23 protein-coding genes and 1 pseudogene are annotated in these 23,165 nt (G+C 64.9%); 12 read left to right on the top strand and 12 right to left on the bottom strand.

Annotated features, from left to right (window positions below; translation table 11 throughout):
* Nucleotides 1–12 precede the first annotated feature (12 nt).
* Together I6F24_RS34470 and I6F24_RS34465 are read left to right on the top strand one after the other, a co-directional pair.
* Complete coding sequence (locus I6F24_RS34470) at nucleotides 13–1,653, top strand: FAD-dependent oxidoreductase (protein ID WP_225152538.1); 1,641 nt, start codon at nucleotides 13–15, stop codon at nucleotides 1,651–1,653.
* 75 nt (nucleotides 1,654–1,728) lie between these two features.
* Nucleotides 1,729–2,709 (top strand): tripartite tricarboxylate transporter substrate binding protein, encoded by a 981-nt coding sequence (locus tag I6F24_RS34465; protein ID WP_225152536.1) that lies wholly within the window; start codon nucleotides 1,729–1,731, stop codon nucleotides 2,707–2,709.
* A gap of 32 nt (nucleotides 2,710–2,741) precedes the next feature.
* Here I6F24_RS34465 and I6F24_RS34460 read toward each other — a convergent pair whose 3' ends face one another.
* Entirely contained in the window at nucleotides 2,742–3,644 is a 903-nt protein-coding gene (locus tag I6F24_RS34460; RefSeq protein WP_225152534.1) for a LysR family transcriptional regulator, read from the bottom strand.
* 92 nt (nucleotides 3,645–3,736) lie between these two features.
* On the opposite strand from I6F24_RS34460, the gene I6F24_RS34455 reads away from it, so the two are divergent.
* The 4 genes from I6F24_RS34455 (at nucleotide 3,737) to I6F24_RS34440 (ending at nucleotide 7,565) form a co-directional block, all read left to right on the top strand.
* Complete coding sequence (locus I6F24_RS34455; RefSeq protein WP_225152533.1) at nucleotides 3,737–4,798, top strand: aldo/keto reductase; 1,062 nt, start codon at nucleotides 3,737–3,739, stop codon at nucleotides 4,796–4,798.
* Between the two features lie 76 nt (nucleotides 4,799–4,874).
* Nucleotides 4,875–5,390 carry a nuclear transport factor 2 family protein gene (locus I6F24_RS34450; RefSeq protein WP_225152532.1) on the top strand — a complete coding sequence of 172 codons (516 nt, stop codon included), beginning with the start codon at nucleotides 4,875–4,877 and terminating at the stop codon, nucleotides 5,388–5,390.
* 292 nt (nucleotides 5,391–5,682) lie between these two features.
* Nucleotides 5,683–6,954, top strand: a complete 1,272-nt coding sequence (locus I6F24_RS34445) for a DUF2157 domain-containing protein (RefSeq protein WP_225152531.1) — start codon at nucleotides 5,683–5,685, stop codon at nucleotides 6,952–6,954.
* Nucleotides 6,951–7,565, top strand: coding sequence for a GDYXXLXY domain-containing protein (locus I6F24_RS34440; protein ID WP_225152530.1), 615 nt, complete (start codon nucleotides 6,951–6,953; stop codon nucleotides 7,563–7,565). Before I6F24_RS34445 ends, I6F24_RS34440 begins: the two co-directional genes overlap by 4 nt.
* 364 nt (nucleotides 7,566–7,929) lie before the next feature.
* Here the strand turns inward: I6F24_RS34440 and I6F24_RS34435 are convergent, their stop codons facing one another.
* The 3 genes from I6F24_RS34435 to I6F24_RS34425 form a co-directional block, all read right to left on the bottom strand.
* Nucleotides 7,930–8,190, bottom strand: coding sequence for a hypothetical protein (locus I6F24_RS34435; RefSeq protein ID WP_225152529.1), 261 nt, complete (start codon nucleotides 8,188–8,190; stop codon nucleotides 7,930–7,932).
* Between the two features lie 365 nt (nucleotides 8,191–8,555).
* On the bottom strand, nucleotides 8,556–9,419 hold the full coding sequence (locus I6F24_RS34430) for a hypothetical protein (protein WP_225152527.1): 864 nt from the start codon (nucleotides 9,417–9,419) through the stop codon (nucleotides 8,556–8,558).
* Between the two features lie 15 nt (nucleotides 9,420–9,434).
* On the bottom strand, nucleotides 9,435–9,614 hold the full coding sequence (locus I6F24_RS34425) for a hypothetical protein (protein ID WP_225152525.1): 180 nt from the start codon (nucleotides 9,612–9,614) through the stop codon (nucleotides 9,435–9,437).
* Nucleotides 9,615–10,513: 899 nt separating this feature from the next.
* Here I6F24_RS34425 and I6F24_RS34420 point away from each other — a divergent pair.
* The 3 genes from I6F24_RS34420 to I6F24_RS34410 all read left to right on the top strand — a co-directional run bounded on the left by I6F24_RS34420 (nucleotide 10,514) and on the right by I6F24_RS34410 (nucleotide 13,312).
* Complete coding sequence (locus I6F24_RS34420; protein ID WP_225152523.1) at nucleotides 10,514–11,653, top strand: FAD-dependent oxidoreductase; 1,140 nt, start codon at nucleotides 10,514–10,516, stop codon at nucleotides 11,651–11,653.
* Between the two features lie 427 nt (nucleotides 11,654–12,080).
* Nucleotides 12,081–12,941 (top strand): DMT family transporter, encoded by an 861-nt coding sequence (locus I6F24_RS34415; protein ID WP_225152520.1) that lies wholly within the window; start codon nucleotides 12,081–12,083, stop codon nucleotides 12,939–12,941.
* Between the two features lie 86 nt (nucleotides 12,942–13,027).
* Nucleotides 13,028–13,312 carry a hypothetical protein gene (locus I6F24_RS34410; protein ID WP_109141799.1) on the top strand — a complete coding sequence of 95 codons (285 nt, stop codon included), beginning with the start codon at nucleotides 13,028–13,030 and terminating at the stop codon, nucleotides 13,310–13,312.
* A gap of 106 nt (nucleotides 13,313–13,418) precedes the next feature.
* Here the strand turns inward: I6F24_RS34410 and I6F24_RS34405 are convergent.
* A pseudogene (locus I6F24_RS34405) lies at nucleotides 13,419–14,333 on the bottom strand (LysR family transcriptional regulator); the annotation flags it as partial.
* A gap of 96 nt (nucleotides 14,334–14,429) precedes the next feature.
* Here I6F24_RS34405 and I6F24_RS34400 point away from each other — a divergent pair.
* Nucleotides 14,430–15,284 (top strand): NAD(P)H-dependent oxidoreductase, encoded by an 855-nt coding sequence (locus I6F24_RS34400; protein WP_225152516.1) that lies wholly within the window; start codon nucleotides 14,430–14,432, stop codon nucleotides 15,282–15,284.
* Nucleotides 15,285–15,332: 48 nt separating this feature from the next.
* Here I6F24_RS34400 and I6F24_RS34395 read toward each other — a convergent pair whose 3' ends face one another.
* Complete coding sequence (locus I6F24_RS34395) at nucleotides 15,333–16,541, bottom strand: EAL domain-containing response regulator (protein ID WP_225152514.1); 1,209 nt, start codon at nucleotides 16,539–16,541, stop codon at nucleotides 15,333–15,335.
* A 555-nt stretch (nucleotides 16,542–17,096) separates the two neighbouring features.
* A complete protein-coding gene (locus I6F24_RS34390) occupies nucleotides 17,097–18,260 on the bottom strand; it encodes a hypothetical protein (RefSeq protein WP_036024690.1) in 1,164 nt (387 codons plus the stop codon).
* Between the two features lie 335 nt (nucleotides 18,261–18,595).
* Here I6F24_RS34390 and I6F24_RS34385 point away from each other — a divergent pair, with 335 nt between their 5' ends.
* Nucleotides 18,596–19,225 (top strand): helix-turn-helix transcriptional regulator, encoded by a 630-nt coding sequence (locus I6F24_RS34385; protein WP_057026527.1) that lies wholly within the window; start codon nucleotides 18,596–18,598, stop codon nucleotides 19,223–19,225.
* Between the two features lie 69 nt (nucleotides 19,226–19,294).
* Here the strand turns inward: I6F24_RS34385 and I6F24_RS34380 are convergent, their stop codons facing one another.
* The 5 genes from I6F24_RS34380 to I6F24_RS34360 form a co-directional block, all read right to left on the bottom strand.
* Nucleotides 19,295–19,543 carry a hypothetical protein gene (locus I6F24_RS34380; RefSeq protein ID WP_036024694.1) on the bottom strand — a complete coding sequence of 83 codons (249 nt, stop codon included), beginning with the start codon at nucleotides 19,541–19,543 and terminating at the stop codon, nucleotides 19,295–19,297.
* Nucleotides 19,544–19,694: 151 nt separating this feature from the next.
* Nucleotides 19,695–20,069 carry an Hpt domain-containing protein gene (locus I6F24_RS34375; protein ID WP_036008515.1) on the bottom strand — a complete coding sequence of 125 codons (375 nt, stop codon included), beginning with the start codon at nucleotides 20,067–20,069 and terminating at the stop codon, nucleotides 19,695–19,697.
* A gap of 154 nt (nucleotides 20,070–20,223) precedes the next feature.
* Complete coding sequence (locus tag I6F24_RS34370; protein WP_192893380.1) at nucleotides 20,224–20,922, bottom strand: Crp/Fnr family transcriptional regulator; 699 nt, start codon at nucleotides 20,920–20,922, stop codon at nucleotides 20,224–20,226.
* Between the two features lie 186 nt (nucleotides 20,923–21,108).
* Nucleotides 21,109–21,510 carry a helix-turn-helix domain-containing protein gene (locus I6F24_RS34365; protein WP_225152512.1) on the bottom strand — a complete coding sequence of 134 codons (402 nt, stop codon included), beginning with the start codon at nucleotides 21,508–21,510 and terminating at the stop codon, nucleotides 21,109–21,111.
* Nucleotides 21,507–21,818 (bottom strand): hypothetical protein, encoded by a 312-nt coding sequence (locus I6F24_RS34360; protein WP_225152510.1) that lies wholly within the window; start codon nucleotides 21,816–21,818, stop codon nucleotides 21,507–21,509. Before I6F24_RS34360 ends, I6F24_RS34365 begins: the two co-directional genes overlap by 4 nt.
* Nucleotides 21,819–22,213: 395 nt before the next feature.
* Between I6F24_RS34360 and I6F24_RS34355 the strand changes: the two genes are divergently transcribed.
* Nucleotides 22,214–22,636, top strand: coding sequence for a response regulator (locus tag I6F24_RS34355; protein ID WP_162131166.1), 423 nt, complete (start codon nucleotides 22,214–22,216; stop codon nucleotides 22,634–22,636).
* Nucleotides 22,637–23,165: the final 529 nt, after the last annotated feature.

Here is a 23,165-nt window from a genome sequence, read left to right as displayed (position 1 = left end):
ATTGGAGCGAGCATGAGAGCGCAAGTGCTGGTGGTGGGCGCCGGGCCCGTCGGGTTGACCGCGGCGATGGATCTCGCTTCGCGCGGGATCGACGTCGTCGTCGCGGAAATCCGCCACGCCGGCGATCCGCCCAGCGTCAAGTGCAACCACGTATCGGCGCGCTCGATGGAGATTTTTCGGCGGCTCGGCGTCGCCGCTCGCTTGCGCGATGCGGGGCTCCCTGCGGACTTTCCCAACGATTGCTCCTATCGGACCACGGCGACCGGGATCGAGCTTTGCCGCATCGACATTCCCTCCCGCGCGCGCCGCTATAGCGCGACCGGCGGCCCCGACACCTGGTGGCCGACGCCCGAGCCGCCGCACCGGATCAACCAGGTCTATCTCGAGCCGATCCTGTTCAGCCATGCCGCTGCGCAATCACGCATCAAGATCCTGGCGCGCACGGAAATCACCGACATCGCGCAGCACGACGACCATGTCGTCGCGCTGGCGCGCGATCTCGACAGCGGGAATTCGCTCCGCATCGAAGCCAGCTTCGTGATCGGCTGCGACGGCAGCCGATCCCTCGTCAGAAAAGCAATCGGTGCCAGCCTGTCCGGCACGCCGGTGATCCAGCGCGTGCAGTCGACCTTCATCGAAGCGCCGCAACTGAAAGAGCTGATGGGGGCGCACAAGCCGGCCTGGATGGTGCTCTCGCTCAATCCGCGCCGCTCCGGCACTGTTGTTGCCATTGACGGTCACGACCGCTGGCTGATCCACAATCATCTGAAGCCGGACGAGCCCGAGTTCGACTCGGTCGATCGCGACTGGGCCATCCGTGCCATTCTCGGCGTCGACGAGCGCTTCGAATACCGCGTGCTCAGCAAGGAGGATTGGGTCGGACGGCGCCTGGTGGCCGACCGCTTCCGCGACCGCAGGGTCTTCATCTGCGGCGACGCCGCACATCTGTGGATGCCCTATGCCGGCTACGGCATGAATGCCGGCATTGCGGACGCCGTCGATCTCTGCTGGCAATTGGCGGCGCATCTGAACGGCTGGGCGCCGGCTGCGATCCTCGATGCCTATGAGGCGGAGCGGCAGCCCATCACCGAGCAGGTGTCGCGCTTTGCGATGGACCATGCGATGAAGATGATGGCGCAGCGCGGCGGCGTGTCCGCCGAGATCGAGGAAGACACGCCGCGCGGCCAAGCGGCGCGCGCGGCGCTGGCGAAAGCGGCCTACGATCTCAACGTGCAGCAATATTGCTGCGCCGGCCTCAACTTCGGCTACTATTACGACGCCTCGCCGATTATCGCCTATGACGGCGAGACGCCGCCGCCTTACGCGATGGGCAGCTTCACGCCCTCCACCGTGCCGGGCGCCCGCGCGCCGCATTTGTTCCTGCGCGACGGACGCTCGCTCTACGACGCCTTCGGCCCCGGCTACACATTGCTGCGGTTCGATCCGGCGATCGATGTGACGCAGCTGCAAGACGCTGCAAAGGCGCGCGGCGTGCCGCTCGCGCTGGTCGACGTCGCGCCGGAGGAGGCGAACGGCGCCTATGCCGAGAAGCTCGTGCTGGCGCGGCCCGACCAGCACATCGCCTGGCGCGGGCAGTCGGCGCCGGAGAACGCGCAGGGCCTGCTGGCCCGTATCACTGGCGCTGCGGCGTAGGACGACATCGAGCGGACGGCCTGGCGACGTAGCTCGCCAAGCCGAGTTTCAAAAACAGAATACATGGAGGAGACCGTGTTTCACGTTGCAAGACGCCGCATCCTGGCCGCGCTGACGGCCGCCGCTTTCGCACTGTTGCCGCCGGCGGCGGCCCGAGCCGCCTATCCCGAGCAATTGATCAAGATCATCGTGACCTTCCCGCCCGGCGGCAGCGCCGACACGGTCATCCGCGCGCTCGAGCCGCTGGTCACCGCCGAGCTCAAGCAGGGCCTGGTCATCGAGAACCGCGCCGGCGCCGGCGGCAACATCGGCATGACCGCGGTCGCACAGGCAAAGCCCGACGGCTACACGCTTGGGGTGGCGCCGGCGGGTGCGTTGACCGTGAATCCGCACCTCAATGCCGCGATGCCGTTCGCGCTGAAGGATCTCGCGCCCATCACCCTGCTCGCGGAAATTCCCTTTGTGCTGGTCGCGTCCGCGAATATTCCGGCGCGCACACCTGCGGAGACCATCGCGCTCGCCAAGGCGAAGCCGGGTGGGCTCTCGATCGGGCATGGCGGCAACTCGACCGCGATGCATTTGACCGCCGCGCTGTTCACGCAGAGAAGCGGGATCGCGATGGAGCTGGTCCCGTATCGCGGGACGGCGCCGGCGGCGGTCGATGTTCTCGCAGGCCATGTCCCGTTCGCGGTGCTGGATATTCCGGCATCGCGACAATTGATCCTCGACGGTAAGCTCAACGCGATCGGCGTGTCCTCGGCGCGCCGCCTTGCGTCCCTGCCCGACGTGCCGACGCTGGCCGAGAGCGGCCTTGCCGGTTTCGAATCTGTCGGCTGGTTCGGGCTCGTTGCTCCCGCCGGCACGCCTGCGGACGTCATCGCCCGGCTGAACGAGGCCTTCGCCAAGGCGCTGAAGGACCCTGCCGTGGCGGAGAAGATCCGCACCCTCGGCGCGGAGCCTGCGCCGACCTCGCCCGAGCAGTTCGGCCGCTTCATTCAGGACGAAAGCGCGAAATGGGGCAAGCTGATCAGCGAGGCCGGCATCAAGGCAAACTAGAGCAAATCGATTCGATCTAAAGCCATTCCGCTTTAGCGTTTTCCGCTTCCCCGATAACGCACGTGATCGACCAGCGCGCGCAGCTTCGGCGGAAGATTCCGCCGATCCGGAAAGTAGAGGAAGAAGCCGGGGAAGAACGGGCAGAATTCCTCCAGCAGGGGCACCAATTCTCCGCGCTCGATATACGGCTTGAACGTCTCTTCCATGCCGAATGTCAGGCCGCCGCCCGCGCAGGCGGTCCGCACCATGACCCACATGTCGTTCGTCGTGATCCTCGGCTCCACCGCGACGTCGAACTCGCGCCCCCCTTCCGCAAATTCCCAGCGGTAGGGCGCAACGTGCGGCGCCGGCCGCCACCCTATGCAGCAATGCTGTGAGAGCTCGCGCGGGTGCGAAGGCGCGCCGAACCGCTCCAGATAGGCGGGAGCTGCCACGACCAGCTGGCGCTGATCGCCCGAAACAGGCACGGCGATCATGTCCTGCTCGATCACTTCGCCAAGCCGGACGCCGGCATCAAAGCCCTCGGCCACGATGTCGAATTCCGCATCGGTCACGGTGACGTCGACCTGCACGCCGGGATGAGCCTGCGTGAATTCGGCCAGCAACGGACCGCGAATGAATCGCTCGGCGATCGATGAGACGGCAAGACGCAGCTGCCCCGTCGGCTGCGCGTCACGGTCGCGGGCGCCGTTGATCGCCCGTTCGACTTCGGCGACCGCCGGCGCCACCCGCTCGTGCAGGCGCAGGCCAGCCTCGGTGAGACTGACGCTGCGCGTCGTTCGCTGCACGAGAGCCACGCCCAGCTGGTCTTCCATGCGCCGGATGGCCTGGCTCACCGCGGATCGGGTCACCCCGAGCCGCTCGGCGGCGCCGCGGAAGCTCTTGGCTTCCGCGACCGCGATGAAAACGGCGACGAGGTTCAGGTCGGTGGTCATTGGTTAGCTATGCTTACCACCCCCGTCATCATTGGCCAACTTCTCCCACCCCTCCTCGGGGGCTATCTCCGAGCCAACCGAAGGAGGCTCTGATGACGTCGCTCGATCAATACCGCCTGCTTGGCCGTTCCGGCCTGCGCATTTCCCCCCTTGCCCTGGGCACGATGACTTTCGGGACCGAGTGGGGATGGGGATCCGATCCCGGCGAGGCACGGCGGATCTTCGATCTCTACGTCGACCGCGGCGGCAATTTCATCGACACCGCGGTGAACTACACCAACGGCGCGTCCGAGCGCATGGTCGGCGAGTTTGCCCGCGGCAAGCGCGATCGCCTCGTGCTCGCAACCAAATTCACCATGGCGCGCGATCCCGGCAACCCCAATTCCGGCGGCAACCACCGGCTCAACATGGTTCGGTCCGTGGAGCAGAGCCTGCGGCAGCTCGAGACCGATCGCATCGACCTGCTTTACCTGCACGCCTGGGATGCGACGACACAGCCGGATGAGGTGATGCGCGGCCTCGACGATCTCGTGCGCAGCGGCAAGGTCCAGTATGTCGGCATTTGCAACACGCCGGCATGGCGCATTGCACAGCTGCAGACGCTCGCAGACCTGCGCGGCTGGTCGCCCTTCGTGGCGCTGCAGATCGAATACAATCTGGTCGAGCGCACCGTCGAGCACGAGCTCATTCCGCTGGCGGCGAGCCTCGGCCTCGGCGTGCTGCCCTGGTCGCCTCTCGGCGGCGGCGTGCTCACAGGCAAGTACACCCGCGCCGATCTCAGGGATTCCCAGGAACGCGCCGTCGGTACGACACGCGCCTCGATCATCGCATCGTCCGGCCTTCTCAACGAGCGATCGCTGGACGCGGCCGAGACGGTTCGATCCGTCGCCTGGGAGCTCGGCGCGACGTCCTCGCAGGTGGCGATTGCATGGACGCTGGCCAATCCCGCGGTCACCGCGCCGGTGATCGGGGCCCGCACGCTGGAGCAGGCGGAAGACAATTTTGGCGCGGTCGGGATCTCGCTGTCCCCCGAGCAGATGGCGCGCCTCGACCAGGCGACCGCGCCCGATCCCATCTTTCCAGGCCGCTTCCTGCGCCGTCCGATGGTCGAGCAGCTCATCTTCGGCGGCGCCGCCGTCGCGCGGCGCGGGTAGGTCGAGCAACAACGCGACCGACCTGCGTGCATCACTTCGGGGCAGACGGCATCTTGCACCAGAAAGGGAGACACCAATGGCAACCCTGCTTAATCGCGCACTTGCGTCGTGCGTCTACGCGGTCATCGTCACCGCTTCCACCCTGACGACGGCCGCACCCTGCGGACAGGCCAATTCCGTGCCGGAGGACAACAAGCGGATCGTCACCGACGCCTTCGACCGCTGGGCGGCGGGAGGCACCACCTTCTTCAATGACCTGCTGCACGACAACGTGGTCTGGCGCATCAGGGGATCCGGCCCAAGCGCCGGCGAGTTCAGAGGGCGCGAAGTCTTCATTGATCGCGCGGTCCGCCCGTTTGCCAGCCGGTTGTCGATCCCGGTCCGCCCCACGTCCCTGAGGATCTACGCCGATGGCGACCACGTCATCGCGCATTGGGAAGGCAGCGGCGTCGCCCGCGACGGCAAGCCCTACGCAAACTCTTACGCGTGGATCCTGCTCATGCAGGACGGCAAGGCCGCGGAGGTCACGGCCTATCTCGACCTCGCACCCTATGACGACGTCCTGCGGCGTATTCCCTTGCCGGCGCAATAGGCCGCACATGAGAGTGATATCGCTTGTGGCCATCCTTCGAGACGCCCGCCGCTGGCGGGCCCTCAGGATGAGGACCGAGTGTGTGGCGCGAGTTTCAGCGGGCTCCGACGCCGCTTAGCCTCATCCTGAGGAGACAGCGAAGCTGTCGTCTCGAAGGACGAGGCGCGCGCTCAGCTCGCGCAAAGAGCCATATGCGATAGCCCGGCCGCGCGTGGAAGCTTGAACCCATCGCCCGTACGATCCGACCTAGCAAGGTCCCGCCATCCGGTGGGGCCTAAGTGATCCCAGGACGATGTTCGACCAAACCTACCGGCGGCGCCTCGAAGCCGATCTTGCGCGATGGGAGGCCGACGGCGTGATTGCGCCGGCGGCGGCAGCCGCCATCCGCAATGCGCTGCCGCCGCTTCCGGCCGGCATCAACATCGCCGTGGTCGTCGGCATCGTCGGCGGCCTCCTGATCGCCGCCGCGTTCCTCGCTTTCGTGGCCGCGCACTGGACCGAGATCGCGCGCCTTGCGCGGTTCGCGATCCTGCTGGCCGGCATGGCCGCCGCCGGCGGTCTCGGCGCCTGGTTCGCCGCGCGAGAGCGCACAATTCTCGCCGATCTCTGCGCCAGCATCGGTGCGATCATCTTCGGCGCCGGCATCGCGCTGGTCGGGCAGATGTACCACCTCGGCGACGACTTCGCCGGCGGCATGCTGCTGTGGTCGATCGGCGCGTTTGCCGCGGCACTTCTTACCGGCTCGCGCGGCGCGCTCGCGGTCGGCCTCGTCGCCGCCTCGATCTGGACCTGCATGCGGATCACCGATGCGTCCGACGTGCTGCATCTCCCGTTCGTCGCGGTCTGGCTCCTCGCCGCCGCACTCGCCTTCGCCTGGAATTCCCGCGTCGCCGCCCACCTCGTCGCGCTGGCGCTGCTGCCGTGGTGGATCGCGACCTCGCTCCGCTTCGAATTCGAGGGCACCCAGCCGTCCTTCGTGCTCGCGAGCGGTGCGGCGCTGCTGTTCGGCGCCGGGCTCGCGATCGCCGCCGCGCCGTCGCCGCGGGCGCTCCGGCTCGGCAATGTCCTGTCGGTTTACGGCGCGTTTTCACTGGCCGCCGCCGCGTTCCTGGAGGTGACGACGGTCGACGATCTCGTCCGCTTTCGCGAAGGGTCCATTGCGGGCCAGCCGCTCTGGGCGATCGCGTGCGGAAATGCCGGCGTGATCCTCGCGCTGGCCTCGGCTGCGATCACCCGGCGCGCGGGAGAGCTGCTTGCAGCAGCTGCGATCGCCCTGGTCCTGCTCGCGGCGCCGGTCTGGCCGGCCTCCATGGCCGGCGAATCCTGGCTCGCTTATGCCGCGCTGCTCGCGGCCATGCTGTGCCTCGTCGTCTCCGGCATGCTCGACGACGTGCGCCCGCGCATCGTCGCGGGCTGGCTCGGGATCGCCGGGGTCATCGCCGGCATCACCTGGGCGGTGAAGGGCTCGCTGCTGCGCCGCTCGGCCTTCTTGGCAGTGGCGGGCATCGCAGCCGTCGCCTTTGCCACCGCGCTCAATCGCATGCGGCTGAGGGCCGCGCGATGAATGAGATGATCGCATTGCTCACCGCGTTCTGGCAGCGCATCCCGAAAGCCGTGCTGTTCGGCATCGCCATCCTGATCCAATGCGCGCTGCTGGTCCTGATGGTCGCCGACCGCATGCAGATCCTGCGTAACGGCGTCGAGGTGACCTTGCAGACGCAGCCGGTCGATCCCCGCGATCTCCTGCGCGGCGACTATGTCGTGCTCCGTTACGACATCTCGCAAGTGCCGGCCGGCGCGCTCGCCGGCAAGGTAGCCGACGCGCGCCAACCCATCGTGTTCGTCAAGCTCGCGCCCAGTGCCGGCGGCGTCTATCAGCCGGTCTCGGTGCATGCCGAGCCCGTCGCGGTCACCGCGCCCGAAGTGCTGATCCGCGGCCGCGTCGGCAATTACGGCGGGTCCTGCGGCGACGACCGGCGAAGGTTCTGCGACAAGCTGCCGATCAAATACGGCCTCGAAAGCTATTTCGTGCCCGAAGGCGAAGGCAAGAAGCTCGAGGACGCCCGCAACCAGCAGAAGCTCCGCATCGTCGCCGCCGTGCTGCCCTCAGGCCGCGCCGCGATCAAGCGGCTGCTGCTGGATGGCGAGCCGGTGTACGAGGAGCCGTTGTATTAGGGGGGATGGGTCGTGCCTCAGTCTGAAGTCTAAGGACCTTAGCGGTTGTCAGCACGTACTCCATTGCCAATGAGCGACATCGTTACGCTGATCGATGAGCGCGAGGGCCCGCCGAGAAGTACGGCCCCTACAAAAAGCGTGAACAACTGATCGCCCCAGCCCAGCAGTGATATACTCGTGCAGCGATTCACCGAGTCGCACCACAACCTAGAAAGGGTTACCGCTATGGGTAAGAACGAAAAGACCGGCAAAGGCGTCGGTAGCATTGCTTCGAAAGGTTTGCAGAAGCCGGGCTCACTGACGAACAAGGAAATCAAGACTTTGGCGGCCTCTGCGCTGACGCAACGCCCGGACCACAAGAAGCCTACGCGACGGAAGTAAGTTTTTCGATTTTGGTTATTGCTACGGTCGGAATCGTAAAAAGACCCGAAGCCTGATCCCAATCCTCGCCGCCGTTACTTGCACCCAAGTTCGGCGCGAGGACTTTTGTTTGCTCATCGTCCTGAACAAGGAAGCCGACCGACACGCATCTATGCGCGCGCCGCGCTTCTACTTCGGAAAGCCATTGCCATCCGGGTATCGGCTGGCCGCTATCGACCCATTCGATTCGAACTAGTTCGGGCATGCGCTTATCTCGCCGAGTTATGGTTAACACTGCCTAAATTTTGAAACTGAGGCACGGCCCTCGCACCGGCTATGGCGTCGGTAGGGGCTTTTTCCTCTTGGCTGGCGTCCATCAGGCGGTCTCGGTGCATGCCGAGCCCGTCACGGTCACCGCGCCCGAAGTGCTGATCCGCGGCCGCGTTGGCAATCACGGCGGCTCCTGCGGCGAAGACCGCCGCCGCTTCTGCGACAAGCTGCCGATCAAATACGGCCTCGAAAGCTATTTCGTGCCGAAGGCGAGGGCAAGAAGCTCGAGGACGCCCGCAACCAGCAGAAGCTGCGGCTTGAGAAACCGTCGCATCAGCAACGGCGAACAGTATCTGATGGCTATGGATTCAGCTTTGCAGGACCCCGTTTCCCGCCAGCGGAAGGGGTATTAGCATAGGGCTTGGCACGAGCCTGCATCCTCTCCAAGAGCTCTCTGCGCGCCCTGACTGCGGCTTCGAGAGCTTTTGTACCTTCATCAGTAGCCTTGATGGTTTGAGCGCTTGGATCAAAAAGAATGTTGGCGATATTCCCGCCGTCAATCATTAGGTAGTCCCAAACGCGGCGCTGCGCGGTCGCCTCACGAAAAATATCTAGTTGGGGCCCCGTGCTAAGCTCATTATCCCCAAAATTCATGTAGTAGCGCGCGCAATCCTTTAGAATGACGTAGGAGAGCTTGCCATCCTCCTGAAGCAAAAATTCATGGAGCCGGCCTCGATACATCAGAACCTTGCTGTCCTCCATCGTGGTGGTCATAACGTAAACTGTTGTGATGCCACGACGCCTATCCCGGTCGATCAGATCGTAGGCCCACTTGTGCTTGACGAGAAAGCGGAAAGGCCCTGTCACGATGCCAATCGCGACCAGCACCCCCAAACCAATCCCGCAAGCCGTTGAGATTACCAAGTAGAGGGCGACGGGAAGCAGCTTGCTGATTACCCGCCGAACCATCTCAGCATGAGAGACGTAGTCATAGTCAGCTAGCGGCGCGACGAAGGCGCTCAATCGAAAGCCAAAGGCGCCAAGCAGCGTCAGAAGCGCGATATGGATGAGCAAAGAGACCAGAGTGGCCAGAGCTATTTCACTGACAGCTCCGCTCCGGATAACTTCACGAGAAAAGCGCTCGTAAGTCGCGACGCCGATGAAGAAAAAGATTCCAGGAAAAAGAAGCGCGACAAGTACTGCGGTGGTCCAAATCGCAGACATGGACCACCCGTTGGCTTAAGCCGCTTGCGGCTCCGCAATGTGGTTCAGGATGTACTGAACAACGTCCTTCAGATCAGCTTCGCCGTCGGGGCCAGTGGCGCTAGCCCGAATTGCATCTTCAACAAGGCGGGCGTCGCCATTTGCAATCTCCACCAGCCGGTCAAAAAGTTCCGAACTTTTCATTGTGACAGGCATAGGTATCTCCCAAGGGCCCGACTAACGCCATTCGGACCCGATTTGTTCCCGTAAATCATCGCACAGCGCGAATCTCGCTGCAAGCTAGTACTGATAGTGCGATGAAGCTGATATCGCAAAATATGGTTAATGCCGCCTGTACCGCTAGATACCATTATCGGGCAATTTGCCACAGCATGTATTGCCCCGTCCTTGTACGCAATGGAGTAGACGGTTCTCCCGCTGGTCAGGAGCGCGACTCCCACCCGCTTTGACATGAGCCGCCAGAGCCGCTGGCCGTTCTTGTCCAAGGCCCGCTCCACTAGAAGCTCCTGGGCGATATACCGACTGGTAAGCGGCTCTGCAGCTTGGGAGGCCCGGCACCTCGCTCGCCTCCGAGAGCTCAGGCAGAACCCCGCCTCTCGGACCTCCTGCGATGACGCCACTATGCTCCTGTTTTGCCCGACGAAGCAAATGACAGGAGACGTCATTCGGAAATTACGGTGACAGTGCACTAAACTCGTAGTCTCCGGTGGCGACGCCGGGGCAAACAAAAGCCGTACCGGCGCCGACCGCGCAATTCGGTTGCGTTCGAGAGGTGGGCCAAACCCTGCCAATCAGACCTCCTGCAACTATGAAACTATGCTCCCGTTTTGCCCGACGGGTCAAATGACGAGAGACGTCGTTCGAAGTAAGCCGAGACCAGGATAAATTCTCATCTCCCCCACCCCAAACGGATTCATCATTCTCGCTCTCAGCGCCGCAACATCGCGATCATTGCACGTCACCAGCGTCAGATCGTGCACCAACGCGGTTGCCGCGAGCAGGCCGTCGTGCCGTAACCGCCCTCCCGCCGCCCTTGCAAACCCGCGAAATCCTCCGGATGATCTCCGCGTCGTAGCATCGCTCGCGAGGCCTTCATGCGAAAATGCGAAGTTGCCGTGCTGGGTTTGGGGCTCATGGGCGGAGCAGCGCTGGGCGCATTGCTGGATGCCGGCGTCGATGCGCTCGGCTTCGATCCGGTCGCAGCAGGTTCGGATCGAGGCTCGTCACATGGTTCATGTCGCATTTTCCGTCGCTTCAATTTCGAAAACCCCAACTACACCAGCCTGAGCGACGAGGCTCATGCCGGCTGGATCCGGCTGCAGAGCGAAAGCGGTCAAACAATTCTGACGGAAATCCCTGTTTTGGAGGCCGGCCGCCCCGGCTCCGCCATGGTGGCGTCCTCGCGCGCGGCCGCGATCGCGAAAGGGCGGCCGGATCCGATGTTGACCGCGGCTCAAGCGAACAGGGAATTTCCGGCTTTCAGCCTGCCCGGCGACTGGGACGTCGTCGTGCAGGGCGGTGGCGCGATCCTGCATACCGAGGTCGTCATGAAACTGATGCGCGCACGCGCTCGCGCCCGCGTGATTCCGGAACGCGCGAGCTTCACGGCGCACCACGACGGCGTCTCGATCCGCACGGCGAGCGAAGAGTTCTTCGCCGAGCGCGCGATTCTGGCGCTGGGCCCATGGCTCGGTCGCGCACTTCCGCGACTAGGCGCGCTGCTGAACGTGACCCGACAGGCGGTCGGCTGGTTCGCGCCTGCTAGCCCCGAGAGCGTGGCGCTCGGTCGTTTCCCGATCTTCATTCTGGACCGAGGTCCTGATGACACCGTCTACGGCTTTCCGGACTTCGAACAGCGCGGCGTCAAGGCTGCGCCTCACAACCACGGGCCCGTGGTCGGCCCCGACGACTGGGGTCCGCAGGCCAGCGATGCCGAACTCCGCCCGGTCGGCGAAGCCTTGGCCGCCCTCGTCCCGGGCGCGGCCGGGCCCATCATCGATCGCGACGTCTGCCTCTACACCAACACCGCGCCCGCCGACATCAGGCTAGACGCGGGCGAGGAATTCATCATCGATCGTTGGCCGGAGTCCCGCCTGATCGTCTGCTCCGCCTGTTCAGGCCATGGTGCGAAGTTCGCACCCGCCATCGGGCAAAGGCTTGCTCGCCTTGCCACCGATCCGACCTACCAGGCAGAACCGTTCTTTCGGCTGTCCCGATATTCTCGATTTGCCTGAGCGGATGCCGGATGTTGCGGTGACAGTGCACGAAACGCGCACCGTCCGGCGGCAGACGCCTTCACGAGACCCGGGCCAAAGCCGGCCTGTCCGATCTCCTGCGATGATGCCACTATGTTCCTGTTTTGCCCGACGAAGCAAATGACAGGAGACGTCATTCGGAATGGGCGACACCGCTCGCCGCCAACTCGTCGGCTCGCACCGATGCGCCGAACAGCCGCGACAAACCACGTTTCCTCGACTTTTCGGCTCCTGAAATCCCGCCCGACCCGCACCTAATTCCACCCCCCGCCTAACCCATTGATCTTGCAACCCCCGTCTACTGTGCATGGGGTTGTTTTCGAACTTTTGTTGTTCCATGCCATCACGCGAGGCGTTCAACCGCCCCGGCACCCGATCCGCCGCCGTCCACCAAGCGAGACCAAACATGCACTCTTCCGCCAGCGGCTGGGGCAACGGGCTTCTCGGCGTCATCATCTTCAGCGGCTCGCTGCCGGCGACGCGCGTGGCCGTCGGCGGCTTCTCGGCGCTGTTTTTGACCTCGGCGCGCGCGGTCATTGCGGCGCTGATCGGGGCTGTGGTGCTCGGCCTGCTCCGGCAGGCGCGGCCGCAGCGCCGTGATCTCGCCTCGCTCACCATCGTCGCCATCGGCGTCGTGGTGGGCTTTCCCCTGCTGACGGCGCTCGCGCTCCAGCACATCACCTCCGCGCGGTCCATCGTCTTCATCGGCCTGTTGCCGCTGGCGACCGCGATCTTCGGCGTGCTGCGCGGCGGCGAGCGGCCGCGGCCGCTGTTCTGGCTGTTCGCGGGTCTCGGCAGTGCCACGGTGGCCGGCTTTGCCCTTACCGGTGACGGCGCGGCCTCGCTCAAAGGCGATCTCCTGATGGTCGCCGCGATCGTGCTGTGCGGCCTCGGCTATGCCGAGGGCGCCGCGCTGTCGCGCCGCCTCGGCGGCTGGCAGGTGATCTCCTGGGCGCTGCTGCTCGCGCTGCCCTTGATGCTGGTGCTCGCGGTGCTGACCTGGCCGCCGGTCTGGAGCGGCATCGGTGTGCCCGCCTGGATTGGGCTCGCCTATGTCTCGGTCTTCAGCATGTTCGTCGGCTTCATCTTCTGGTACCGCGGGCTCGCCATCGGCGGCATCGCCCGCGTCGGCCAGCTGCAGCAGCTGCAGCCGTTCTTTGGTCTCGCGCTCGCCGGCCTTCTGCTCGGCGAGCCGGTCGCAGCAAGCATGATCGCCGCGACCGCGATCGTGGTCGCCTGCGTCTTCTTCGCGCGGCGCTTTGCGTGAGGCGGCGACGCCAAACCTTGATCTAGATCAATGCCTGTCTCGGCGCGGTGCCTGCCTTTAATGCATGACAAGCGAGGGAGGACGTGATGCGACAGCGAACGAAATTGTGGTTGGCCGGCGCCGTTGTTGTCTGCGCAGCATTGGGCTCGGTGCAGTGGTCGGCAGAGGACGGTCTTTCACTCGCGATCCAGAGCGCGGAAGCCCGCGTCGGGCGGCCGGCGACGCCGGCGAGTGTTGCGGGCGTCGCACGTCGAACGACGCGTCGTGCCGTGGTCGGTGGCGCCGCCGTCGGTGCAGCAGCCGCAGGAGCCGCCGTCGTGGCGCCAGCCTGCGTCCGCGTGCTGGTCAACGGCGTCTGGGTCTGCCGCTAGCGTGAGGCCTTCGCCTCACTGCTGCCCCATCACGGTGCGCATCAGCGCGCTCCGTGCGAACTTCTTCAGCGGCATCGGCTTGCCGGACAGAAAGCTCTGATTGAGGCCTTTCGATCCCCGGTAATCGCGCGATCTCTCCGGCGAGGAAATCGACCAGGAGGCGCACGCGCGCAATGCCGGACCGCTCCGGCACGATCAGCATGTTCAGCGGCACCGGCGGCGGCGAATAGTCCGGCAGCACGCGTTCGAGCCTGCCGCCCGCGAGCAGGTCGCTGACCAGCCACAGATGCGCCGGCGCAATGCCGCGGCCGGCCGCGAGCGCCTCACGCGCGGCAAGCCCGTGATCGAGGCGCAGCCGCCCGTTGAAGGGTATCGCGTGGCGGCCGCCGCGGCGCCCCTGCAGCACGAGGACATCGCTGCCGGCGATGTTGGACATCCGAACGCCCTCGTGATGAGCGAGGTCTTGCGGGCGCGCGGGCCGGCCACGCGCGGCAAGATAATCGGGTGCGGCCACGAGCACTCGCCGCGACTGGCCGAGCGACTTCAGCTTCATCGTGCTTTCGGCGAGCGGCCCCAAACGCAGCGCGACGTCGACGCCCTCTCTGACGAGGTCGATCCGCTCGTCGGTCAGGCTGAGGTCGACCGAGACCTCCGGATAAGCGTCCTGGAAGGCGAAGATCAAGCGGCTGACGTGGAGCACGCCGAACGCCGCGGTGCAGGAGACCCGCACCGTTCCGGCCGGCGCGCCGCGCGTCGAGCGCGCTTCATCACCGGCCTGCTCGATCAGACGCAGGATGTGCACGCAGTCGGCGTAGTAATGGCGGCCCTCTTCCGTCACGGTGACCCTGCGCGTGGTCCTGGTGAGCAGCGGCACCCCGACCGCCTGCTCCAGCTCCCGAATGTGCCGCGTCACCGTGGACTGGCCGACGCCGAGCTCGCGCGCGACCGCGGACAGGCTTCCGCGCTCGGCAACGCGCACGAAGCTGCGCATGCGCTCGAGCGTAACCTCCGGCCTATCCATTTTCCGGCACAATCTTATCCATCGGCTACGTCTACCGGATCGCGGGCCACCGCGCTATCTGCCGAGCCACAATCCTCAATCCAATGGTGCCCGAACATGAAAGTGTTGATCGTCTATGCTCATCCCGAACAGCGCTCGCTGAACGGCTCGCTCCGGGATGTCGCCGTCCGAGAGCTCGAGGCGCAGGGGCACGAGGTGCGGGTCTCCGACCTCTATGCCGAAGGCTGGAAGTCCGAGGTCGACCGCGGCGACTTTCCGTCGCTGCCGGTCGATGCGCGTCTCGCGGTCGCCGCGGCATCCAAGCAGGCGTTCGAGGCGGGCACGCTGACTGCCGACGTCAAGGGCGAGATCGAGAAGCTGCTGTGGGCGGATGCTCTGATTCTGCAGTTTCCGCTGTGGTGGTTCAGCATGCCTGCGATCCTCAAGGGCTGGGTCGACCGCGTGTTCGCCTACGGCTTCGGCTATGGTGTCGGCGAGCACAGCGACAAGCGCTGGGGCGACCGTTACGGCGAAGGGACCTTGGCCGGCAAACGCGCGATGCTGATCGTGACGGCCGGCGGCTGGCAGGACCATTATTCCGCTCGCGGGGTCAACGGGCCGATCGACGACCTGCTGTTTCCGATCAATCACGGCATTCTCTATTATCCCGGCTATGACGTCCTGCCGCCGTTCGTGGCCTATCAGGCCGACAGGTTCGATGAAGCCGCTTTCGGCGCGACGGCCGAACGCCTGCGCGAGCGGATGAGAATGCTTGCGACGACTTTGCCGATTCCCTATCGGCGCCAGAATGGCGGCGATTACATCATTCCGAGCATGAAGCTCCGCGCCGGGCTCGAGTCTCCCGGAGCGCGCGGTTTCGCGCTCCACCTCGATCAGGCTGACGAAAGCGGCGCGCCGGGCGAGCTAGGCACGATGCGGTCGACGGCGGATCTCCGCGCGGCAACGGCGTAGTTGCGTGATCGCACGGACGCAGCTCTCAAGGCCCGGGAACGCGCGCGCTCATCCCATCACGGTGCGCGTCAGCGCGCTCCGTGCGAACTTCTTCAGCGGCATCGGCTTGCCGAACAGAAAGCCCTGCACGACATCGAAGCCGATCTCGTTCGCGACAACGAGGTCGGCGCGGCTCTCGACCCCTTGCGCCACCGCGCGCGCACCAAAGGTCTGCGCCAGCTCGACGATGTGACGGCACACCGTGCGCTTCAGCCGATCGCCACCGCTGCCGGTGACGAACTGCCGATCGGCCTTCAGCTTGACGAAGGGAATCTTGTCCAGCTCCATCAGCGACGGCCAGTTGGCGCCGAGATTGTCGATCGACAGGCCGATATTGTGCAGGCCGACCTCGCGCGCGACCTCGGCGAGGAAATCGAGCTCGCGGATCGCCTCCTCGCTGTCGATTTCGACCGTCAGTCCGCCGAAGGCCGGATGCGTCGGCACGCGGCGGCAGAGATCGCGCACCGCCTGCGGCTCCCTGAGATAGGAGGCGGGAAGATTGATCGACAGGTCGACCGGACTTTGTTGCTCGAGAAGATAGTGCCAGTCCTGCATGGCGCGATCAATCACGAACTCCGACAGCTCGCGAAAATGCGGATCGTGCGGCTCCGGGATGAAATAGGCCGGCGGCACCACGCCCCAGGTCGGATGCCGCATCCGCACCAAGGCCTCGGCGCCGTTGCGGACCAGCGTGCGCGCGTCAATCTTGGGCTGGTACCAGAGCTCGAGCCAGCCGGCATGCAAGGCCTCGCCGACATGCACGGCCGGGCTCGGCGCCGGCTCCTCCGGCAGCAGCATGGCAACGCGCTCGCGCAGCGTCTCCGCGGCAAAGGGCGTGGTCAGCGGCGGCAGCATCGCAAGGCCATATTCGTCGCCGACCTGCCGCACGGCTTTGACGATGATCGAATCGCGGGCGCCGACGGCGAGAACCTTGCCGGCAAATGCCTCACGCACCAGGACTTCGAGGAATCGTCCCGGCTCGATGCCGTCGGCGGCGACGCCGAGCAGGATCAGGTCCGGCAACTCGCTCGCGAGCACCGTCTTCAGCTCGTCGGCGCTGGCACATTCGCAGGTGACGAAGCCGAGATCCTCGAGGATCTCGCTGAGGAACGCGCGCAAGTGACGCTTGCTGTCGGCCACGCAGGCGCGCGGCGTCACCTTTCGCCGTCCGAAGGTCACAGGCCTTCGTCCGACGAGTTCAATCATCCCATCGTTCATCGTACACCACTCCCGTTCCGTGACGGTTTCTTAAACGCGGAGCGTGGGTTCAAATAAGGAGAGCTTCACATCGTTCTTGAATTATCTGAGTAACGTTAAGCCCTGCAATTCGAGCTAATTTGTCGACGAAATCTTTGGGTGCACGCGCGCGGTTGTCCCGCGGCGGCGATGAAGCCGGCGCAACGTGAATCGGCGGCGGCTTTCACGCTTGCGTCTTCCCGCGATGCGCGCACCGCCGCCTTTCGCTCGTGACGGTCATGCGACAACGGGTCCGCGCCGGCGGCCGAGAATGTGAAGCACATCACACGCGCGTTGCCGCGCTCGCGCTAAAGCTCCCCCGAGCCGGTGGAGGGCTGTCGAGGATTACAGCTATGTCGATGCGGCGAATGATGTATTGGTGGTTCAGGTTCGTGCTGTCAGGGCGATTCATGGATCGCTTCCTGTGCCTGCCGCGCTAGCCGCGCGGCGCATCGTGGCTTTTCGCGGCCGAACCGGATCTAGAGCATGATCCGGAAAGTGTGCAGCGGTTTTCCGGAAAGATCATGCTCAAACGCTTTAGGTTTGCCCGATCAATTTGCGGAACGCCGCCGCACCGTCCTGCATCGCGTCGCGTCCCTTCCAGGCCAGATAGGACAGCTTGCCGCCGAGCGTGTCGTGGCTGCGCAGCCGCCGCGAGCCGAGAATGTGGCCGACATTGGCAGGAAAGCGGCTCACCTCGGCGGAGACCAGCGCCGCGATCGCGTCCATCAATTGCTGGAGGCGGACGCCCCATTCGCATTGCTCGATGCCGTCGATCCGGACCTTGAGCGCATATTCGGTGTCGTAGATTTCGGCGAGCAGGTCGCGAGCGATCAGCACCCGGTTGTGCCGGAGTGCGACACGAAGCGCGAGGCGCTTGTCGTCGAGCCGGTCGAGCACCATGGGAACGACGCAGGCATAGGGGGTGGCGGCGACGTCTGCGGCGGCCTTGCTCGCAGCGGCTCGGGTCGCAAGCCGCACCAATTGCCAGGACGTCTTCAGGCGTCGCGCCACCAGCGCCAGCGCGAATGGCAGCGCCTGGGGATGCGCCTTCTTGAAGGCATCGAGCTGCGCGGTGATCTGGGCGACCTGGCCGTCGTCGAACTTCGCGATCTTGTCGGGCAGCTTCGCGTTGAACTTCGGCAGTGCATCGCCGGCGCGCAACACGTGCAGCATCTTCACGACGTCGTCGAAGGCGGTGCGCGAGGCCGTATATTGCCCGAGCTTGGCGCGCGCGGATTCGGCGCTCTCGGGCGAGGCGAGGGTGCTCTCGAGGACCTTGACGACCTTGATCTGGAAGGTCGAGGCGATCTTCTGGACCTCCTTCGGGTTGTTGGCCGCGACCTGGTCGCCGATCGCCTTGATGTAGTCGCGCGCCATGGTCGGCAGCAGGTCGCGGCAGATCCATTCCCAGATCGGGGTGAGGGTATTGCGCGAGATCCGCCCCATGTTGGCATGCTCGGGCGCGCCGTCGATCAGCAGCAGCTCGAGCGGCGCGAAGAAATAGCGCGACGGGCTGGTGGCGCGCGCCTGGGTCGATCCGTCCTTGCGGAATTCGGCGCGCAAGCGGGCCTGGATGTCGGCCGAACCCGGCATGTCGATGCCGCACAGCTCGAGCCGTTCGAGCTCGCTGAGCAGACAGCTGCGCGACAGCGGCGTCAGCCTCTGCAGAAATTCCGATAGCCGGTCGATCTCGTCCATGGCACGCAATCTTTCGCAGCGTGGCCCGCGGGCTTGCGGGCCCAATGCGTGGAGGCATTTGCGCGCTCTCAACCTCCCTAGAGAAGCAAGTCGCCGTTAATTAATCCGTAAAATCCGGGGGGTGGATGTCGGAGCAAGGCGTTCGCCGAGGAGCTTTCCCGTTCCCACCCCACGATTTCGGCAGAAAACTCAACCGCTGCATGGTCGCGTGCGGCACCGCGCAAGCACAAATTGTGCCGAAGTCGTCATTTCAGCGTAAAACCGTCTAAATCACCGTAGTCATACGGAGCAAAAAGTTAATCACAGAGCCGCCCCGGTTCCGCTAAACGAGTGACATGGGGTCACAGAATGATACGGCCACCGATTCGCGGCCGTCGGCATGGCACGAGAGCAGCGCTGCTTCAGCTGAAGAGCTCGATTTCGCCCGCCTGAGCGCCTTGCGTGCCAAGGCGGCCGACGAAATGGCGGCTGCCATCGCCCGCGAGCTCAATGGCCCCCTGACCGCGCTGCTGCTCTACATGGGCGAGATCAAGCACCACAGCGATCAGCTCGTCCCCGCGACCGGCGATCGCGCCTATTTGCAGCGGGTGGTGGAGAACGCGCTGGCCCAGACCGAGCGCGTTTGCGGCCTGGTCAAGCAGCTCGCCGGCCCGCCCAAGGGCGGCTCCAAGGGCGGCTTGCCCAGCCCGTCCGAAGAAGCGGAATCGAAGGCCGTCCGCGTGCTGCAACCGCCGCGGCCGCCGAGCGCCGATCTGATCGGCCCGTCGGGCCAGAAGCGGCTGACCAGGCGCGAGCGCGAGGTGCTGAGGCTGATCAGCGAAGGCTACTCGAACAAGCAGGGTGCGCTTCGCATGCAGATCAGTCCGCGCACTTTCGAGAGCCATCGCGCCGAGGCGATGCGCAAGCTCGGTGCGCGCAACACCGCGGACCTCGTCCGTGCGGCGCTGCTGCATTCGATCGACTGAGGCCGGGCCCGTCGCCCGCCGTCGGGCGAGACCCGACGCCTATCTCGAAAGTTGGGAAATCCGTGGCGCTCAGAAATAGTCTTCGGCGAAGGGACGTGCGCGCGAGGTGGGACGCAGCGGCTTGATCTCTTCCTTCGGCGCGCTCGGAATGATCGTGATGGTCCAGCGGGGGGGCATGCTCGATTCCTGCTCCAGCACCGAGCGCACGAAGCCGGTCACGGTCGACTCGCCGGCCTTCACCGTCGCCATCCGGCCGTTGAACTGTGCGATCCGGAAGCGACGAACCTCCTTCTGGTCTGCGGTCTCGTAGGTGAACATGGAAAACCCTCCTGGTTTTCCGGGACTATCGCCAGCTATGATTAGCCATCTGTGAAAATCGCAAACCGTAGAAGTACGGCGGGAATGCACGCGCGAGTAGTTCGGAGCGTTTTCACGCGAAGCAGCGCGACGAGCGCGCATCCCAAGCGAGCTAGCCTTGCGGCTCCTGCGCATGCGCGGCGGCGTAGGCCGCATCCATCAGGTCCAGCAGCGCGCGGAATTCGGTCTCGCCGAGGCTTTCCGCGGTTTTCTCCAGCCGGAGCGCCAGCGCTGCCAGCCTGAGATAGCCGAACGTTCCGGCCGCGCTCTTCAAAGAATGTGCTTCGCGCGCGATCCTGGCGTGGTGCTGCGCAGGCGAGAGCGTTCGGAACGATTCCAGGCGCGCGCAGGTCTCGCTCCAGAACACGTCGCGCACTTCGCCGGCACCGTCCTCGCCGATCTCGCGCACCAGCGCTTCGTACGCGCGCGGCTCGCGCGCGGGTTCGGCATCGATCGCGTTCGCAAGCCCGACGGTGACGTCAAACATGTCTTGCCTGCCCTGATCCCGGTTCGTGTCGCGCGGCACGCCGCCGCGCGAGGCATGTCGCGTGTGTACGGCCTTCGAATTTCAGTTCTGGTAGCAGGATGGCTGGTGTTTGCAGGCCGGCATTAGCCCGCGGTTTACCAAGCGACCGCGGCGTTCAGGGCGGGCCGAGCAGCCGGTCGTACTGGGCCTTCACGGCGGCGTAGCATTCGCACGCCGTCTGGCGCAGCCCGTCCAGGTTGGTGATCTGGATGTGTCCGCGGCTGTAGTGGATGAAATTGGCCTGCTGCAGGGAGTTGGCGACCAGCGACACGCTGTTGCGCCGGGCCCCGATCATCTGAGCCATGGTCTCCTGTGTCAGCAGCAGACGCGACTCGCCCGACATGTCATGCGTGTGCAGCAGGCAGCGCGACAGCCGCGACTCCACCGGATGAGCGGCGTTGCAGCCCGCGGTTTGCTGCACCTGGGCGTAGACCGCCAGCCCGTGACGCGCAAGCTGCGTGCGCAGGGCGCTGCTCTGATCGGCGGCCATGCGCAGGCGGTCCAGATCCACCACCGAGGCGGCGCCGGGAACCAGCACGATGGCGGTGTTCAACGCACACGCATCACCCTCGATGGCGAGCGTTCCGAGCAGGCTACCACGGCCGATCATGGCGACCTGCACATGCTCGCCTTTGGCCAGTTCAACCACCAGCGAGATGACGCCGCGGTGAGGAAAATAGGCGCGCATGAGCGTCTCGCCGGTCTCGACCAGCACCGCCCCGTGGGGCAGATCCACAGTTCGCAGGTGCGGGCGGATCAACTCATAATCGTCTGCCGACAGTGCGGACAGGAAACCGTTGGACGGACGCGCCATGCTTTCCAAAGCTGCCTCCTCCGTACCCTTGCACCTGGGAATCGCACGCCTGCACTCACGCGGTGCGCGGGTAAGTTCCATCATCCTCGCGGCGGGATATATTGGCAATTGAGACAAGTTGTCCGGCCCTGGCGATGCATCGACGCTGCGTGCACGTCGGAACACAGAGATCGCATCGTGCTCCCGTCACGCCACGATTCCCATCAGGCGCAGGTGATGGGCCTTCACCGCCGAATAGCAGCCGCAGGACGTCGCCAGCAGCGCCTTGGGATCGATGATCTCGATCTGGCCGCGGCTGTAGCGAATGATGCCGGCGCGCTGCAGCGCATGCGCGACCAGCGAGATCGCGTTGCGGCGGACGCCGATCATCTGCGCCAGCGCCTCCTGGGTCAGCGGCAGGATTTGGCCGTCGGACAGGTCGTGGGCGCGGAGCAGCCAACGCGCGAGCCGCGCCTCGACCAGAGGCAGCGTATTGCAGAGCAGCGATTGCTGCACATGCGCGAGCATGACCTGCTCGTGGCGGACCATCAGCTTGCGGAGGCGTGCGCTTGCGGTCGCGACCGCGCGGAAAACTCCGATTTCGATCAAGGAAGCAGCTCCTGGGAACAGCACAACCGCGTCCATCGGCGAGATGCCGTCGGCAAGGGCCGCACCGGCCCCACGACGCTGTCGCGGCCCAGCATCGCAATTTCGATCGTCTGTCCTTCGGACAGGCTCACCCTGATCGAAACGCATCCACCATGCGGGAGGTAGACATGTCTCGGTGCAGTGCCGATCTCGCCCACGACAGATTTGCTGACCATTTCAACCGTCGCGAGGTGCGGACGCAGCAGATCGAAATCCGCGGCATCGAGCAGTTGCAGCAGCTGGTTGGGCGGGCGGCCGCTCACGGTCATGCAGGTTAATCCGGCGGGTTCGATGGACGCTGGGCGCGGCGGCCTTCGTCACTCAGTTGCACGGCGCGCAAATACTAATCTGAAGGTTGTGGTGTCGTCCATATACCCGTTAGAGGGCAGACAACCTGTCTCATTTGCGGCGGAATTAAGTAGCGCACGCTGATTCGTTGACGAGGCGGCCGTCCTGCAACGATTGCGCAGGGAAAAAGCGGCAAGGGGGCCTCAGGAGCCGGAAGGCATTGCAGTCGCGCTGGCCATTGGGCCGGCTCGCGTCGCCTCGACCGCGTCCGCAAAAATGTTAGTTTCATCTCTCATCGAAAGCAAAGGAGAAAGGCGTGCCCCACGGTTCGATTGTTGAATCGCCGGAACGGGAAGCTCAATCCGGGCGAGACGATCTGCGCCATATTCTCGTCGTCGACGATGACCCGATGGTGTGCATGGCCATCGAGGTTTACCTCCAGCGCAACAATTTTCGGGTGACGATCGCCGAGGGTGGTGAAGCCGGACTGCGCGCCCTCGAGCACAAGCAATTCGATCTGATGATCATCGACATCTTCATGCCGCACATGCGCGGGTTCGAATCGATCCGGATTTTCCACGACCGGGCTCCGGTCATTCCGCTGATCGCGATGTCCGGCTACGCCTTCGCGAATTTGGACTCGCCCGCGCCGGACTTCCTGCGGATGGCGTTGGAGCTCGGCGCCGCGCGCTGTCTGCGCAAGCCGTTCACGCCGCACGCGCTGCTCGCCGCCATCAACGATTGCCTGGCAGAGCCTCGCCCCCGCTCCGACATTGCCACGGCCGTGCAGCTCGGTTAGCGCGACACGAGCCGCTTTCCCCGCGGGGTAACGCTTCGTTTACCTCGAGCGTGGACCGCCTAGATCCGGCAACGCCCAAGCACTCGCGCGACGAGGGCGCGGCCGGCTTGCCTCGACCGCCTCTATCGTTCTTCACGAGCAGGACTTTCTCGCACGCCGCGTCGCGCGATTAGTGGCTCGTTCACCGCGCGGCTCCCGCCGTTGCGGCGCGGGGATGGTTTTGCCGAAAAGCGCTGCAACACGCGGCAGAACCGCAAACTTCTCTTCAAAATCCGTAGTAGCACGGAGGATGAAATTAACGGGACTGTGAAAGGGGATGTCTAACGATCCAGGATAGGGCGTCCGTCCGTGCCAAGGGTGGCTCGGACGTCGCGTTTGCGGCCCGGGTCAGTAAGGCGTAGCTCATGGATGATCTGTTGCGGGAGTTTCTGACGGAGACCAGCGAGAGCCTGGACACCGTGGACAATCAGCTGGTGAAGTTCGAGCAGGAGCCGAACAACGCCAAGATCCTGGATAACATCTTCCGCCT

Origin of the sequence: Bradyrhizobium sp. BRP23 (genome assembly GCF_020194135.1) — a bacterium.
GTDB lineage: Bacteria > Pseudomonadota > Alphaproteobacteria > Rhizobiales > Xanthobacteraceae > Bradyrhizobium > Bradyrhizobium yuanmingense.
This window is presented reverse-complemented; position numbering and strand designations above follow the sequence as displayed.